Here is a 16,632-nt window from a genome sequence, read left to right on the forward strand (position 1 = left end):
CATGGGCAAATCGTTAGTTGATAAAATCTGGGATGCGCACGTGGTGAAGGTCGTGGGCGATTTGCAGGTGTTTTACATCGACCGCCACCTCATTCATGAGGTGACCAGCCCTCAGGCCTTCGATGAGCTTGCAGCGCGAGGTCTTACCTTATACAACCCCGATCAGATAGTAGCCACCGCCGACCACAACGTACCCACGCGCAACCAGCACTTGCCGATTCAGGACCCGCTTTCGCGCTCCCAGGTGGATAAGTTGACTGAGAATTGCGCCAAGCACGGCGTGGAGTTATTCGGATTAGGTCATGAATACCAAGGGATTGTGCATGTCATTGGGCCTGAGTTGGGTATTACCCAGCCCGGTATGACCATTGTATGCGGCGACAGCCACACTTCTACTCATGGCGCTTTTGGCGCCATTGCTTTTGGTATCGGTACGAGCCAGGTGACGCAGGTAATGGCCTCGCAATGCTTGCTGATCAGCCGGCCCAAGCGCATGCGCATTACTGTGAACGGTGAGTTGCGGCCGGGCGTCACGGCGAAAGATTTGATTCTGCACGTCATAGCTAAGCTCGGCACGGGCGGCGCTACGGGCTACTTTGTGGAGTACGCGGGTAGCGCTATCCGGGCCTTGAGCATGGAAGGCCGCATGACGGTGTGCAACATGAGCATTGAAATGGGCGCCCGCGGCGGACTTATCGCGCCTGATGCTACTACGTTTGCTTACCTGAAAGGCCGTCCGTATGCGCCGCAAGGCGAGCGATGGGAGCAGGCGGTGGCGTATTGGCAAACCTTGTACTCCGATGCCAATGCCAGCTTCGATGCTGAGCTGCAATTCGATGCGGGGGGCATTTTTCCTATGATAACCTACGGCACCAACCCCGGCATGGGGATGGCGCTAAATGGCAGTATTCCATTGCAGGTGCTGGAAAGTGAGTCGGTTAGCTTTGATAAGTCATTGCAATACATGGGGTTTGCGCCCGGTGAGTCGCTGTTGGGCAAGCAGATCAACTACGTTTTTATTGGCAGCTGCACCAACTCGCGCATTGAGGACCTCCGCGCTGTGGCCGCCTATGTGAAGGGGAAGCACAAAGCGCCGCACGTGGAGGCCATCATTGTGCCCGGCTCCAAGCAAGTAGAAAAGCAGGCCATTGCCGAAGGACTAGATCAGGTGCTAACCGCAGCGGGATTCGAGTTGCGTGAACCCGGTTGCAGCGCCTGCCTGGCCATGAACGACGACAAGATTCCGGCTGGCGCCTACTGCGTGTCTACCTCCAACCGCAACTTCGAAGGGCGCCAAGGACCCGGTGCGCGAACCCTGCTGGCCAGTCCGCTGGTAGCGGCTATTACGGCCGTGGAAGGACGCATCGTGGACATTACCAAGTATTTAAACTAGGCCGCGCCCATGGAAAAGTTTCAAACGCTCCGCTCAACGGCCGTACCGCTGCCCATCGAAAATATCGATACGGACCAGATTATTCCGGCCCGTTTTCTCAAGGCCACAACCCGCGAAGGCTTCGGCGCCAACTTGTTCAGCGACTGGCGCTATACATCTGATGGCCAGCCTAGGCTTAGCTTCGTGCTGAACGATGCGCGCTATGGTGGGCAAATTCTGCTGGGGGGTAAAAACTTTGGCTGTGGCTCCAGCCGCGAGCATGCTGCATGGGCGCTCTATGACGCTGGTTTCAAGGTCGTCATATCCAGCTACTTTGCTGATATTTTCAAAGGTAATGCCCTGAATACCGGACTGTTGCCGCTGCAAGTTTCGGATGAGGTGCTGCAACGACTTTTCCGTCAAATTGAGTTAGACCCGCAGACGCAGCTCATCGTGGATCTGCCTACGCAGACGCTGACGGTGCCTGTGTGGGAGGAAAGCATCGGCTTTGCGCTGGACCCTTACAAGAAAGAATGCCTCATCAATGGGTACGACGACATTGATTTTCTCATCAACCAAAAAGCGGCCATTGCCGCCTACGAAAAGCAGCGACCATGGGCATACTAAGAAAGCGAATTGTGGTGTTGGCCGGCGATGGCATCGGCCCGGAAGTGTGTCAGGAGGGCGTGCGGGTGCTGAAGGCTATTGCGGAGCGCTTTGGCCACGAATTCATCTTCGACCACCAACTCATGGGCGCCTGCGCCATTGATGCCACAGGCGACCCACTGCCCGAAAAAACGCTGGTCGCCTGTTGGCAGGCTGATGCGGTGCTACTCGGGGCCATCGGCGACCCCAAGTACGACAACAACCCCGCGGCCAAAGTACGCCCCGAGCAAGGGCTGCTGAAGCTGCGCAAGTCGCTGGGTCTCTACGCGAACATTCGTCCCGTAACAGCCTACGACCGGCTGCTGGAGCACTCGCCCCTCAAGAAAGACCGGATACAGGGCGCCGACATGCTCATCTTCCGGGAGTTGACGGGGGGCATTTATTTCGGCGAAAAAGGCCGCACCGAGGATGGCGTCGCCTATGACCATTGCACGTACAATCGGGAGGAAATTGCCCGCATTGCGCACCGTGCTTTTCAGGCCGCCGATAACCGCCGCCAGAAACTGACACTGGTAGATAAAGCTAATGTGTTGGAAACCTCACGCTTGTGGCGGGAAGTAGTGCAGGAAATTGCCCCCCAGTACCCCAATGTGGTCGTCGATTACCTGTTTGTGGACAACGCGGCTATGCAGCTTATTCTCAACCCGCGGCAGTTCGATGTAATCCTGACCGAGAACATGTTCGGCGACATCCTCTCCGATGAAGCTTCTGTCATTGCCGGCTCGTTGGGCCTGCTGCCTTCCGCCTCGGTCGGCGACCAGATTGCCCTATTTGAGCCCATCCACGGCTCTTTCCCGCAGGCCAAGGGCAAAGGTATTGCCAACCCCATTGCCACTATCCTCTCCGCCGCTATGCTGCTGGAACACTTTGGCTTACAGGCCGAAGCCGACTGCGTGAAAGATGCGGTAGATAATGCACTGGAACGGGGCGTGCTGACCCCCGAGCTGACTGCTGGCGTGCCGTATACTACCGAGCAAGTAGGCAGCTTCATTGCCTATGGCGTTCTTGATTTGCAGGATTGTCAGCTACACCGAAGCAATATTGAAGTCGGCCTGAGCACGATTATCTAAAGACGAAAAGGAGCAGATACAAAAAGGCGGTCATGCAGAGGCGGAGCCGAAGCATCTCGCCCGCGCCGTTAGATTAGTAATTCTTGTAAACACGCAAGATGCTTCGGCTCCGCCTCTGCATGACGTGCTAGTTAGGTTGAAACGTAAAAAGTCCCCCAGCATACTCCCGTAGTATGCTGGGGGACTTTTTTAATTCAGATGCTCAGTAGTTTAGGCAAACATGCCCACGGCATTCTTGCTCGGCAGAGAAGTTTTACCAGTCAAAAACATGTCAACGCGGCGCGCTGCTTCGCGGCCTTCCGAAATGGCCCACACCACCAATGACTGCCCACGGCGCATGTCGCCGGCCACAAATACGTTGGGTAGATTGGTTTGATAGGTGCCTTCCAAGGCGCACACATTGCCGCGGTCGTCCAAGGCCACGCCGAGCTGTTCCAGCAGGCCTTCATACTGCGGGGACGCAAATCCTAAGGCCAGCAATACCATGTCGCAAGGGATTTCACGCTCCGAGCCTTCTATTTCCTGAAAGGCGATGCGACGGCCGAGGACATCGGTTTCCCAGGTTACATCGGTAACGAGTACGGCTCGTAATTGTCCTTGCTCATTACCCAGAAACGCCTTCGTGTGTACGCCCCAATAACGGTGGCAGCCTTCCTCGTGGGAGGTGCTGGTGCGGAAAATAGTGGGGTAACTAGGCCAGGGCGTGTGCGCGGGTCGGTCGGTGGAGGGCTCGTGCATGAGAGCAAATTGCGTAACGGAACTGGCTTGCTGCCGGTTAGCTGTGCCCACACAGTCGGAGCCGGTATCGCCACTGCCAATCACAATTACCCGACGGTCGGTGGCCAAAATAGGCTCAGTTGTGATGGGCAACTCACTCACCCGACGGTTGTGCTGGGTCAGGTAATCCATGGCGAAATGAATCCCGGCTAAGTCTCGACCCGGAATGGGCAAGTCGCGAGGCACGAGGGCGCCGCCAGCTAGCACTACGGCATCGAACGTGCGGATAAGCTCAGCGGCGTGCAGGTCTTTGCCGATCTCGGTGTTGCAGCGAAACACAATGCCATCTTCCTCCAGCAGTTGAATGCGGCGGTCAATCACCCATTTGTCCAGCTTAAAATCGGGGATTCCGTAGCGTAAAAGCCCCCCAGGCCGGTCGTCGCGCTCAAATACGGTTACGGAGTGACCCACTTTAGCTAATTGCGCGGCCGCTGCCAGGCCCGCCGGACCCGAGCCAACCACTGCTACCGTCTTGCCTGACTTCAAAATGGGCGAAGTTGGCCGCACGTAGCCCTTGCTAAAAGCAATTTCAATGATGTGCTTCTCAATTTCCTCGATGGCAACCGGCTCACGGTTAATACTTAACACACATGCCGATTCGCAGGGAGCCGGGCAAATGCGGCCCGTGAACTCGGGGAAGTTATTGGTCGAAGACAGAATCTGATACGCTTGCTCCCAATCGTGCTGGTGCACCGCGTCGTTGAACTCGGGAATGATATTGCCTAATGGACAGCCCGCGTGGCAAAACGGAATGCCGCAGTCCATACATCGAGCCGCCTGATGATTCAGTTGCTCATCAGAATACATCCCGACGAATTCCTGATTATGCGCTACCCGTTCCTGGGGCGCGGCCTTGGGGGGCAATTCCCGCTCAAATTCCTTGAATCCTGTGATGTGCGCCATCGGAAGAGAGTTATGTAAAGACGCAATACTTCGCGTCTCATCGTTGAACGACTGGTTTTGAGCAGTGAATTAACTTTGCCCGTCATGCCGAGCGGAAGCGAAGCATCTCGCGTGTTTACCAGGATTACTAATCAGACATCAGCAGGCGAGATGCTTCGCTTCCGCTCGGCATGACAGTTATTTTGGCAACCTCAGCAACGCGCAAGAAGACGCGAAGTATCGCGTCTCTACACCGTGGCGTATTGTGCCTTTTGCAATACCTTTTTGTATTCGGAAGGAAATACCTTTACAAACTTGCCCGCTTCTTCCGCCCAACTATCCAGCAGATGGGCCGCAAGCTGACTTTGGGTGAGCTGCACGTGCTTGCGCAACAGTGCCCGAATCTGGTCTTCATCGTCCGAATCAAGTGGGTCCAGCTCTACCATTTCGGTGTTGCAGTTTTCGGGGAAGCTGCCGTCGGGGTCGTAGATCCAGGCCAGGCCGCCGCTCATGCCGGCGGCGAAGTTGCGGCCGGTTTTGCCCAGAATAAGAGCGCGGCCGCCCGTCATATACTCGCAGCCGTGGTCACCCACGCCTTCCACTACCGCCGTGGCACCGGAATTTCGCACCGCAAACCGCTCCCCAGCCTGGCCCCGCACAAACAGTTCGCCGGAAGTCGCGCCGTATAAGGCTACGTTGCCGATGATGATGTTTTGCTCGGGCACAAATTGGCTGTTGGGCGAAGGGAAGATGACCAGCTGAGCCCCCGAAAGGCCTTTGCCGACGTAGTCGTTGGCTTCGCCCTCGAGGGTAAGCGACAAGCCTTTGACGCTGAATGCGCCGAAACTCTGCCCCGCCGAGCCGCTAAACCGGAAATTGATAGTGTTGTGCGGCAGTCCCGCCGCGTGGTAGCGCTTGGTTATCTCGTTGGAAAGCAGCGTGCCGATGGTACGGTCGATGTTGCGCACTTTGAAGGAAGCAAAAACTGGAACGCCTTCAGTTAGCGCAGGTTGTGCATGCTGGAGAAGCTGCCAGTCGAGAATCTCATCCAGGCCGTGATCCTGGGTTTCACTGTTGTACAATGTGCCTCCCGAGGGGTTGGCGGCTGGGTGAAGCAACCCACTGAGATCCAGGGTGCGGGCCTTCCAGTGTGTTATTTCGCGCACCTTCAAGAATTGGGTCCGGCCCACCATCTCATTCACGGTCCGGAAGCCCAGCTCCGCCATTATTTCGCGCAGCTCTTCAGCCAGAAAGCGGAACAGGTTCACAATGTGCTCCGGCTGGCCCGTGAACAGCTTGCGCAGCTCGGGGTCCTGGGTAGCTACGCCCACCGGGCAGGTATTGAGGTGGCATTTGCGCATCATCACGCAGCCGCCCGCAATGAGCGCGGCCGTGGCGATGCCCCATTCTTCGGCCCCGAGCAGGGCAGCAATGGCTAGGTCGCGGCCGGTTTTGAGCTGGCCATCGGCTTGCAGCACCACGCGACTGCGGAGCTGGTTGCGCAGCAGAGTTTGGTGCGCTTCCGCCAAGCCTAATTCCCAAGGCAAGCCGGCGTGTTTAATCGAGCTCATGGGCGAAGCACCTGTTCCTCCATCGTAGCCAGCAATGAGAATCACATCGGCATGAGCTTTGGCGACACCCGCCGCAATGGTGCCGACGCCCGCCTTGCTCACCAGCTTCACGTTGATGCGGGCGGCGCGATTGGCATTTTTCAGGTCGAAAATCAGCTGGGCTAAATCTTCGATGGAGTAGATGTCGTGGTGGGGCGGGGGCGAAATGAGGCCTACGCCGGGCGTGGCGTGACGCACCCGTGCTATCCATTCATCTACTTTATGACCAGGGAGTTGACCACCTTCGCCAGGTTTTGCCCCCTGGGCCATTTTAATTTGCAGCTCATCGGCGTTTGTAAGATAATGAGCCGTGACACCGAAGCGGGCCGAGGCAATTTGCTTGATGCCGGAACGCATGGAGTCGCCGTTGGGCAAGGCCTCGTAGCGCATCGGATCTTCGCCGCCCTCGCCCGTGTTGCTCTTAGCCCCGATGCGGTTCATAGCAATGGCCAGCGTGCTGTGCGCTTCGTGCGAGATGGAGCCAAATGACATCGCCCCCGTCGCAAAGCGACGCAGGATGCCCTCAACGGGCTCAACTTCATCGAGGGAAATAGGCTCGCGGTGGTGGGCAAAATCCAGCAGACCCCGGATGCTGAACAGCCGATCGGTTTGCTCATTGAGCAGACGGGCATAGCGCTGGTAGGTCGCGTAATTGTTGGTGCGGGTGGCGTGCTGAAGCAAGTGTACCGTTTCGGGGTTGAACATGTGCGCCTCACCCCGGCGGCGCCACTGATACACGCCCCCGTCGGGCAGAAGCTGTTGTTCTTCGGGGGTAGTACTTTTGAAGCCCTGAAAGTGCTTATACAGCGTCTCACGGGCTATTTCATCGAAGCCCAGTCCGCCAATGCGCGTGACAGCGCCGGTGAAACAGTGGTCAACGACTTCCTGGTTGAGGCCCAGAATCTCAAATACCTGTGCGCCGTGATACGATTGCAACGTCGAGATTCCCATTTTAGAGAAAATCTTGAGCAAACCATCACACACGGCCTTTACATAGTTTTTGACCAGCTGCGGATGCGCTTCCGGCGAGTCAAATTGCCCCCCGGCCTGCATGGTTTGGATGGTGGACAGGGCCAAGTACGGATTGATGGCCGTGGCGCCAAACGCCAGCAGACAGGCGAAGTGGTGCACCTCCCACACGTCGCCGGCTTCTACCACCAGACCCACCGAACCACGATAGCCCTTGCGAATCAGGTGGTGATGCACCGCCGACACCGCCAGCAAGGACGGTATGGGCGCGTGCTCCGAATCCAGGGCGCGGTCGGAGAGGATGAGCACCTCAAACCCGTCGCTCACCGCGTCCTCGGCGTAGCGACACAGCCGATCGACGCCATTCTGCAAGGAGCCGGGCTTGCCATCGGCCTTGAAGTAGCTCATCAAAGTTTTGGCGTGAAACAGGCCCGTATCGATGCTGCGCAGCTTTTCCAGCTCGTGGTTGGTCAGGATGGGCTGGTGCAGGGCCACGCAGTGGCAGTGCATTTTGTCCTCATCGAGGATGTTGCCGTTGTTGCCGATAAAGGTCGCCAGACTCATCACCAGCCGCTCCCGAATTGGGTCGATGGGCGGGTTGGTAACCTGGGCAAAAAACTGTTTGAAGTAGCTGGATAGGTGCTGGGGCTGGTCGGAGAGTACGGCCAGCGGCACATCCACACCCATCGAGCCTATGGGCTCTTTGCCCTCCACGGCCATGGGTGTGATGATGCTGTCAATATCCTCGCGGGTGTAGCCAAATACTTGATGGTACTTGAACACCGACTCGGCCGACAGATCGGTGAACATCTGGCGCGGCTCGGGCAGCTCTTCCAGCCGAATCTGATACTCGTTCAGCCACTGCTCGTACGGCTGCTGGCTGGCGGCCTGGGCTTTCAGCTCCTCATCGGTGATAATTTGCCCCCCAACGGTATCCACGAGCAGCATTTTTCCGGGCTGCAAGCGGCCTTTCTGTACAATCTTGGAATCGGGAATAGGTAGCACGCCGGCCTCCGAGGCTACCAGCACGCGCCCGTCGTTGGTGACCACATAGCGCAGGGGCCGCAAACCATTGCGGTCCAGCATGGCCCCGATCATCTTGCCATCGGTAAAAAGCAAGGCTGCCGGACCGTCCCAAGGTCCCATAAACGTGGCGTGGAACTCGTAAAACGCCTTTTTTAGCGGGTCCATTTGGGTGTTGCCGTCCCAAGCTTCGGGCACCAGCATCATCATCACATGGGGCAAAGAGCGGCCCGAGTGGAGCAGAATCTCGGCAATGTTGTCGAGGCACGCCGAGTCCGACTGATTGTTGTCGATGACGGGCAGCAGCATGTCCATTTCCTCCGCCGAAAAATAGGGCGAGACGTAGGAGCGGAGTCCGGCAAAAAACCAGTTCAGATTGCCTCGGAGCGTGTTGATTTCGCCATTATGGGCCAGCAAGCGAAACGGCTGCGCCAGCTTCCACGAAGGAAGGGTATTCGTAGAAAAGCGCGAATGCACCAGCCCAAACCCCGACGTAACCCGCTGATCAGAAAGGTCGGGGAAGTAGTGGCGCACCTGATAAGTCGTGAGCTGGCCTTTGTACACGATAACCCGGCAGGAAAGCGAGGCGAAGTAGAAGTCATTCTCCGCCTCCGGCACCGATTCCATAACCGTTTTCGTAATCAGCCGCCGCAGCACAAATAGCTTACGCTCAAAGTCTTCGCTGTTCGTGATGGCTGTTGGCCGCGCCACGAAAACCTGCTCCATCACGGGCTCCGCCGCCAAGGCCGTTTGGCCGATACCAGTCGGATTCACCGGCACCGGCCGATAGCCCAGTAGCTGCAAGCCCAGTTTTTCGGTTGCTGCGTTAATAATAGAGCGGCAGGATTCGCGCTGGGGTGCTTTTTTAGGCAAAAACACCATGCCCACCCCGTAGCAGCCCGGCTCGGGCAGCCGGATATTCAGGGCTGTACATTCTTCCAGAAAAAACCAGTGCGGCACCTGTAACATCAGGCCTGCCCCATCGCCCGACTCAGCGTCGCAACCGCAGGCGCCGCGGTGCTCCATGTTCTCGAGCATGGTCAGCGCATCCGCAATCGTTTGGTGCGACTTATGGCCTTTCAGCGACGTTATAAAACCGGTGCCACAGGCATCATGCTCAAATTCAGGGCGATATAAGCCTGGCGAGTCAGTAGATTTCATCACTGTAAGTAGGGCGTTAAGGTTCTATCGTGCTGCTCGTTGGGCGGTAGCACGCTGGAATTTGAAAGGCAGTAGTAGGAGGGAGGCGCGTGATGAAGGAGGAGGGCGTTGACCCTCACTTCCTTTATGTACGCTTCACTAATTGTTTACCACAGGCGGGTGTCGCTGACGCCGGGCGGCAGCGGCCGCAACTCGGTTAAGCCCAAAATGCACCAGCCACTCTGTAAGCCAAAAGCGCCGCCTTGCAGCACGTAGCTGATCCAGCGGGCCGTGGAGCGGCCACTGTAGGTTTCGCTTTCTGGTTCGTATTCACACAACTGCACGGCGTCGCCCACTTGATAGTTGCGGTCGTTCTCACGCACGTCAAACGTTTTGGCCCCCGACAATGTAGCTTCAAAGCAGGCGGGCCAGATTTTTAGCTCGTGGGTGCGGGTATGGGACAGGGAAGTTGGGTGATCTAGGGTTGCTATATGGGTAATCATGGTGATTGTCGTTTGAAGTGGATGTGGAGCCGTGCAGACAAGCATAGCCCATCACGCAGACGTGGGGTCACGAACCTGCACGCAGTTCGTCTTTTTTTAGAAAATGCAAGTGCCCACACTTGTGCCCCGACTTATACTTCAGGCTTGAGTAAATGCCTGTAAGTCAAGGTTAAAAAACGGTTGCCTTATGAATGGAAGGCTGAAAAAGAAAAAGATTGTACAGTTACCCAGCACCGTGGCAAAAGGCTGAACCTTTCTGGTAGGCTGGTTCGCCTGCTCCCTGTCGCAGGCGAAATATTGAGCAGGCCGGGTGGGATGACGGCAGCAGCTCCAGGGCGTACGTTGGCTGAATATAAGAAATAAATGCCTTAAAACTTCTATTCTCTTACTTCAGTACTGTTTTAATAAAGTGATGGATGAAAAACTAAATGCCAACAACACAGGCAACTAGCAAAGCGTGCCATCAATTGCTAAATACGCAGTCGAAAACAAAAAGTAAGGCCCAGGGGGGCAAAATGAACGCCACGGCCAAATACTTGACCGTGGCGTTCATTTTGCCCCCCTGGGCTATTTGCTTACTATAAGCTTGTGTGAGCAGTTACGTCGCATCGGAGCCGCTGCGCGCGGGCTGCTTAGGGTCGCTATTTGGGCGTAGAGCGCTTATAGAGTTGAAAACCGCCTTCCAGCACTAGCTGTTGCAATTTGCGCGTCATAAAGGCCGACTCGCCGGGCGCGGGAAAGGATTCCTTATAAGGGGAGAGGCCCCACTCATACCGAACATTCAAATCGACGCGGCCCAGCGTAACGCCTGCTCCGGCCTGCACAGAAGCCTGCCACCGCTTGGGGTTTGCATCCAAGGCGCTCATCACGGCCTGCACCTCCGGATCTGGGGAAGTAAAATTTCGTGAATTATAGAGATAGTAACCGATGCTAGGGCCCGCAAACAGGCGCAGCGGACCAGATTGATAGCCCCCTAACAGTCGGGCATCAAGGCGCCGGATGCGGCTATTGGAATAAGGAAAGGAAGTGGTGGCGTTTGATAGTAAAACCGGAGTTTCCAGGGTCGACATATACCCCAACTCAGGTTGTACATACCAGCCCGTCTGCCCAATCTTCCAGCGACCAAACAACGTGATGCTGTTGCCCGTCTCGTCGTTGGATTGATCAGCAAACGGATCAATCAGAACGGAATTATACCGAAAGGCGTAGCGATCTGCCTTTAGGCGTGCAACATTAAACCCTGCGCTAATGCCAGCAGCTTGTAGCTGTTGCGCGTAAGCAGGAGTTGCAAAACAATGCAAGCCTAGCGCTGCAATGCTGCTGAATGCAATTCTTTTCATTTGAAAGTGGGTAAGAATAGACATAAAAAACGATGATAGGGAAGATTAGCATTGAAAAAAGCCCCCCAGACGCACACTTGAGCAAATACTCTAGCGGTAGCACACGGGGGAGCTTACAAGGTTATGTGATGGTTGCACACGAACAACAAAAAACGTTGTTGCCTAATACACTGCTTGAGCGGCACAAAAAAAGCCCATTCGATTATCGAATGGGCTTTTTTATATGGAGCAAATAAGAACTATTTGCCCAGCTTAGCTTTCAGATTTTCGTCCAAGGCTTCCAAAAACTCCTCAGTATAGAGATAGTCTCTGCCGTGCTCAACCTTGTTGCCGTGAATGCAAACAGCCAAGTCCTTGGTCATTTTACCGCTTTCCACCGTTTCAATACAAACAGCTTCCAGCGCTTTGCAGAAGTCGATCAACTCCTGATTGCTATCCAGGATTCCGCGGAATTCCAGCCCGCGAGTCCAGGCAAAAATGGAAGCAATTGGGTTCGTAGACGTTGGCTTGCCCGCCTGGTGGTCGCGGTAGTGGCGAGTTACGGTGCCGTGCGCGGCTTCGGCCTCCATTACGGTGCCATCTGGGGTCACTAGCGTAGAAGTCATCAGGCCCAATGATCCAAAACCTTGCGCTACGGTGTCGCTTTGCACGTCGCCATCGTAGTTTTTGCAGGCCCACACAAAGTTGCCGTTCCATTTCAGAGCGGAGGCTACCATGTCATCAATCAGGCGATGCTCATAGGTAATGCCGGCGGCCGTGAACTTGGCGCTGTAATCCTGCTCGTAAATCTCCTGGAAAATGTCCTTGAAACGACCGTCGTATTTCTTCAGGATGGTGTTTTTGGTCGATAAGTACAAGGGCCAGCCTTTCATCAGGGCTTGGTTGAAGCAAGCGTGAGCAAACCCCCGGATTGACTCATCCGTGTTGTACATGGCCAGCGCAACCCCGTCGCTCTTGAAGTTGAATACTTCGAAAGACTGCGTTTCGCCTCCGTCTTCTGGGGTGAAAGTGATGGTAAGCTTACCTTTTCCTTTGGTCACGAAATCAGTAGCCCGGTACTGGTCGCCGAAAGCATGACGGCCGATACAGATAGGAGCCGTCCAGTTAGGAACCAAGCGTGGCACGTTGCTCATCACAATGGGCTCGCGGAAAACAGTGCCGTCCAGGATGTTACGGATAGTGCCATTCGGCGACTTCCACATCTGCTTCAGGTTAAACTCTTTTACTCGCTCCTCATCCGGCGTGATGGTGGCACACTTGATACCTACTCCATACTGCCGGATGGCATTGGCGGCGTCGATGGTAACTTGGTCACCAGTGGCATCGCGGTACTCGATTCCCAGGTCGTAATACTTGATGTCGAGGTCGAGATAAGGCGTGATCAACTTGTCCTTAATGAACTTCCAGATGATGCGCGTCATTTCGTCGCCATCAAGCTCCACTACCGGGTTAGCTACTTTGATTTTTGTCATTTCCTCAGGGAAAGATGGTTGATATTTTTCCGCTTAATGTGTAGCCCGAAGATACGGGCCCAATCTTATCTTGTTCAAAGGTCCCCGACAAAATCAATGAATGTGAGAAGGAGTGTCTCATTCAGTATTACTTAGCTCCGCAGCAATAACCCTCTCACTAGCAGAAGTCGGCGTAAAAAAGCCCCCCAGCGGTTGTCGTAGAACAACTGGCGGTGATTTCAACAAAGACTCAGCATATAAATCTAAAGCGCTGCTAACACCAGAGCCGGGTGGTCGATATGGCTAGAATACGTTCTCACAGCGCATATAACTCCTTAAATAGAGCGCGGTGTAGTTTTGAAGCTGCTAGGTAGGTAACCAATTCAAACCTTCACGAAAGCTCATTAGAGCCTAATTGCTAAGAGAAAAGCCCCCCGCTTGAGGGGAAAAATCGATATCACTTGATTTTATTGATATATCAATTATATTTGTATCAAGCAAAATGTATATGATTGTTGACACCCCCACCCAAACTGTCCTTTATACCCTTGAGCAGGCGATAAAGGCATATCGCAAGCTGTGCCAGCAGAACATTGATCAAGTCATGGATAAGCTCACTGTGGACCAAGCTCTGATCTTGATTGTGCTAAACAAATACCCTGCTCTAAGCCAGCAGCAGATTGCTGATTTGGTTTTCAAAGACAAGGCATCGCTGACTCGCATCATTGAGTTGTTGGTTCAAAAGGGCTTACTCACGAGGGAAATTCACAATACCGACCGTCGGAAATTTGAGCTGCACCTTACGGCTCAAGGTCAGCATACTCTGGCTCAATTAACCGATACCATTCAGCTCAACCAACGAACGGCGCTGGCGGGCCTGACCGAAGAAGAACTCGCCCAGTTCCACACGACGCTGCAGAAAATCATTGCCAACTGCACTACCCCGGCCTGATGCGCTTAGCCATTCTTGTATTGCTGTTTTGCCTAGGCGCCATCAGCACCAGCGTGGGACAACTGCCTGTGCGGCAACAGTTAACGGCCTATATGCAAGCGCAACACGATGTAAACCGCTTTGCGGGAGTTGTGCTAATTACGCGCCACGATTCGGTGCTGCTGCACCAAGCTTATGGGCTGGCCGATGCGGAATGGGCCGTGCCCAATACCTTAGATACTAAGTTTGCCCTTGCCTCCATCACCAAGCACATCACTGCGCTGGCAATTCTACAGCTTGCCGAATGCGGTCAACTCCAGCTTACGGATAAGCTCAGTTCGTTTCTGCCGGGCTTCCCGAATGGCGACGTCATTTCCTTGCACCAGCTGCTGACCCACACGGCCGGTCTAGCCCTTGATTTTGAGGAGCTATACCTGAATCACACGGCCGTTGCAAAAGACTCCGCTCTGGCGTTTATCAAAAAGCAGCCTGTTCAATTTGCCCCCGGTACCCAAGTAGGCTACAGCAATGTCGGGTACTTTTTACTGGGTCAGATCATTGAGAAAGCTTCGGGCAAATCGTATGGTGCGTATTTGCAAAAAAACATCTTCGATGTGGCTGGTATGACGAACACCGGTCTTCATAGCAACACCGCACTCGTACCCGGCCTCGCCCGCTCGTACTACCGGGAAGGCGATGCATTCTTCAAGAACCCTTATATCAATTGGGACCTGAATGTGGGACACGATGGGCTGTACTCCACAGCCAGTGATCTGGCCAAGCTAGACAGGGCATTACGAGGTACAGCGCTGCTTTCGGATGCCTCCAAGACGCTTATGGCCACTCAGCACAACAAGCGGTTTCCGGGCAATGGATTTTTGGACCATTACGGCTATGGTGTGTTTATCAACCCTTATTACAACCATGGCCACGACCTGCTAACCCACAGTGGGGGCTATTTCGGGGCCATGACCACCCTGGACCGCTACCCTCAAGATGAGATTTTTGTCACGGTATTGTCGAACAATCAGGCCGAATCGCATTGGATCAGCTATGGGCTGGCTGGCATCCTATTCGGCAAAGCCGTGGAAGTGCCATATGTTCATCGTCCCGTGGCCGTCGCGCCGAGCAAGTTGCCCAATTACGCAGGGCACTACGAGGAAATCTACATTCTCTACACCAACGGCCAACTCTATCTTCAGAATCAGGAGACGCCCTTAGTGCCTGAATCCCCCCAAAAGTTTTTTAACCGAAACAATCCTGACCGTACGGTCGAATTCCTTACCACTAAAGCAGGCCGCGTATATGCCCTGACTTTGACGAAAGGAGGCGTAAAAGACCCACCCCGGAAAAAAAGTAGTTCTGCCAGACGTTAGCAATACCAGCTGCATATCGGGTGGTCAAATCCTTCATCCTCGCAGCATTGGCATTGCGGGCATCTCACCCATCCCGGTTACTGTTACGTGAGCAGCATTTCCAATTGAATATCACTGCGCTCGTAGGGCGAGGGCGGACCCGATGTAACCCGTCGAAAACCCAACTGGTGATACAGGTGAAGGGCTGGGGCCAGCTTGGTATTACTTTCCAGATATAGCCGCCGAGCACCCAAAGACCGGGACTTGGCAATGGCCGCCTCAGCTAGCAGCCGCCCGATACCGCGTCCTTGCATACGGGCGGTAACGGCCATCTTACCTAGCTCATAGCTCGTCTCGTCCATTCTCAGCAGGGCACACGTACCCACTATCCGTCCGGCGTAGGCAGCCAACAGAATATGCCCCCCACGCTGGAGTACATACTCGTCAGGGTGGTCCAATACACGTAGGTCCGCCTCTTCAACTCGGAAGTAATGCTCAATCCATTCCTTATTCAGGCGCTTAAAGTCCGCCTGGTACCGCGGTTCGTAAGTCAGCAGTTGCACCTGGGGTTCGCCTGTTTGTTCCGGAGATTCCATGGCCAAAAGGTACATAGTAAGGAGTTGTTATTTAGCATCTATCTGCGTTTTCCAACTGCCCACGAGCCTTACCAATGTCCTCTTTACTTCCTCTTGCAGGTAAATTATGTGTGTCAATAGTGTAGGAGTAATTCTCCAAGCAACTCCTTGGGGAAGAACCTGACGAAACCAGTCCGCCGTCCAGTAACAGATTTAGCCGGCGTTGGTACGCAGGGAAAAGCCTAATTAAGCTGGTCTAAAGGCAATACTAGTTAGCGAAGCACTAGGGTGTAAGCCTTGGTCTCGAAGAGTATCCAGCATCCCAAGGCCATAAGGAAGAAGGGGAGGACGAGGTGGCCGTAACAGGCTAGCACCTTAGAAAGACCCGGATGCTGCACTAGATAATAGCTTACTATGCACCACACGCCCACCATCGCAGCGAACACGCCGCAGTATAAGCCTACGGTCACCACAGGCAGCGTAGCGAACAAGGGTACGTAAACGCTGACGTTATCGGCCCCGTTAGCAATGGTTATTGCCGACACTTGCAGCACACTGGAGCCGGTGCTCACCTCCTGCTGGGTCGTTTCCGGTACCGAAGCGCTTTGCAGGCGCCAGGCCGCACGCAGCCCGATAAAAATGGGTACTAACCCTAACAAGCCAATCCACTGCTGATTCACGAATGTACCTAGCACCAAGCCCACCAGGCTAACCCCAACCAGAAACGCAACGCCTAAGAACTGACCGACCACCACCGAGCGGACTGGATAGCGTGGGTTGCTGAAAAACAGGCTCAGCAAAAGCAAATCATCGACGTTAGTGACGGCAAATGTTACTAGGGCCAGGCCAAGGTGGCCCATGAATCCGTCCATTGGGTAGCGTATCGAAATGAAAATAGCAACAACGGGGCAAGGTATGTACGCAATTGCCCAAGTACGTACTCCAGTTCAACGGACGGGACATCTTAG

At 54.7% G+C, this 16,632-nt stretch carries 12 protein-coding genes; 5 read left to right on the forward strand and 7 right to left on the reverse strand.

Translation table 11 applies throughout. From position 1 onward, the window contains the following. Position 1: 1 nt before the first annotated feature. The 3 genes from leuC to leuB are packed head-to-tail and all read left to right on the forward strand — an operon-like array spanning position 2 to position 3,108. Complete coding sequence (gene leuC, locus H8B13_RS02110) at positions 2–1,393, forward strand: 3-isopropylmalate dehydratase large subunit (protein ID WP_187309168.1); 1,392 nt, start codon at positions 2–4, stop codon at positions 1,391–1,393. 9 nt (positions 1,394–1,402) lie between these two features. After that, entirely contained in the window at positions 1,403–1,999 is a 597-nt protein-coding gene (gene leuD, locus H8B13_RS02115; protein WP_187309169.1) for a 3-isopropylmalate dehydratase small subunit, read from the forward strand. Next, positions 1,987–3,108: a 3-isopropylmalate dehydrogenase gene (gene leuB, locus H8B13_RS02120; protein WP_187309170.1), complete on the forward strand. Its 1,122-nt coding sequence runs from the start codon at positions 1,987–1,989 to the stop codon at positions 3,106–3,108. The genes leuD and leuB overlap by 13 nt, the downstream gene beginning before the upstream one ends. 210 nt (positions 3,109–3,318) lie before the next feature. Here leuB and H8B13_RS02125 read toward each other — a convergent pair whose 3' ends face one another. From H8B13_RS02125 to H8B13_RS02145, 5 genes are all read right to left on the reverse strand, one after another. Then, the gene (locus H8B13_RS02125; protein ID WP_187309171.1) at positions 3,319–4,788 is read right to left on the reverse strand and encodes a glutamate synthase subunit beta; all 1,470 of its coding nucleotides are present in this window, start codon (positions 4,786–4,788) and stop codon (positions 3,319–3,321) included. 227 nt (positions 4,789–5,015) lie between these two features. Then, positions 5,016–9,530 (reverse strand): glutamate synthase large subunit, encoded by a 4,515-nt coding sequence (gene gltB / locus H8B13_RS02130; protein ID WP_187309172.1) that lies wholly within the window; start codon positions 9,528–9,530, stop codon positions 5,016–5,018. A 146-nt stretch (positions 9,531–9,676) separates the two neighbouring features. Beyond that, the gene (locus H8B13_RS02135; protein ID WP_187309173.1) at positions 9,677–10,012 is read right to left on the reverse strand and encodes an ASCH/PUA domain-containing protein; all 336 of its coding nucleotides are present in this window, start codon (positions 10,010–10,012) and stop codon (positions 9,677–9,679) included. Positions 10,013–10,653: 641 nt separating this feature from the next. Then, entirely contained in the window at positions 10,654–11,352 is a 699-nt protein-coding gene (locus tag H8B13_RS02140; protein ID WP_187309174.1) for an outer membrane beta-barrel protein, read from the reverse strand. Between the two features lie 239 nt (positions 11,353–11,591). Further along, positions 11,592–12,824: an NADP-dependent isocitrate dehydrogenase gene (locus H8B13_RS02145; protein WP_187309175.1), complete on the reverse strand. Its 1,233-nt coding sequence runs from the start codon at positions 12,822–12,824 to the stop codon at positions 11,592–11,594. Between the two features lie 487 nt (positions 12,825–13,311). On the opposite strand from H8B13_RS02145, the gene H8B13_RS02150 reads away from it, so the two are divergent. Beyond that, entirely contained in the window at positions 13,312–13,755 is a 444-nt protein-coding gene (locus H8B13_RS02150) for a MarR family winged helix-turn-helix transcriptional regulator (RefSeq protein ID WP_187309176.1), read from the forward strand. Continuing rightward, entirely contained in the window at positions 13,755–15,110 is a 1,356-nt protein-coding gene (locus H8B13_RS02155; RefSeq protein WP_187309177.1) for a serine hydrolase domain-containing protein, read from the forward strand. Before H8B13_RS02150 ends, H8B13_RS02155 begins: the two co-directional genes overlap by 1 nt. An 83-nt stretch (positions 15,111–15,193) precedes the next feature. Here H8B13_RS02155 and H8B13_RS02160 read toward each other — a convergent pair whose 3' ends face one another. Both H8B13_RS02160 and H8B13_RS02165 read right to left on the reverse strand, forming a co-directional pair. Beyond that, positions 15,194–15,685 carry a GNAT family N-acetyltransferase gene (locus H8B13_RS02160; RefSeq protein ID WP_187309178.1) on the reverse strand — a complete coding sequence of 164 codons (492 nt, stop codon included), beginning with the start codon at positions 15,683–15,685 and terminating at the stop codon, positions 15,194–15,196. A gap of 251 nt (positions 15,686–15,936) precedes the next feature. Then, positions 15,937–16,536, reverse strand: a complete 600-nt coding sequence (locus tag H8B13_RS02165; protein WP_187309179.1) for a cadmium resistance transporter — start codon at positions 16,534–16,536, stop codon at positions 15,937–15,939. Between the last annotated feature and the right edge of the window lie 96 nt (positions 16,537–16,632).

Origin of the sequence: Hymenobacter sp. BT188, from assembly GCF_014333585.1 — a bacterium.
Taxonomy (GTDB): domain Bacteria; phylum Bacteroidota; class Bacteroidia; order Cytophagales; family Hymenobacteraceae; genus Hymenobacter.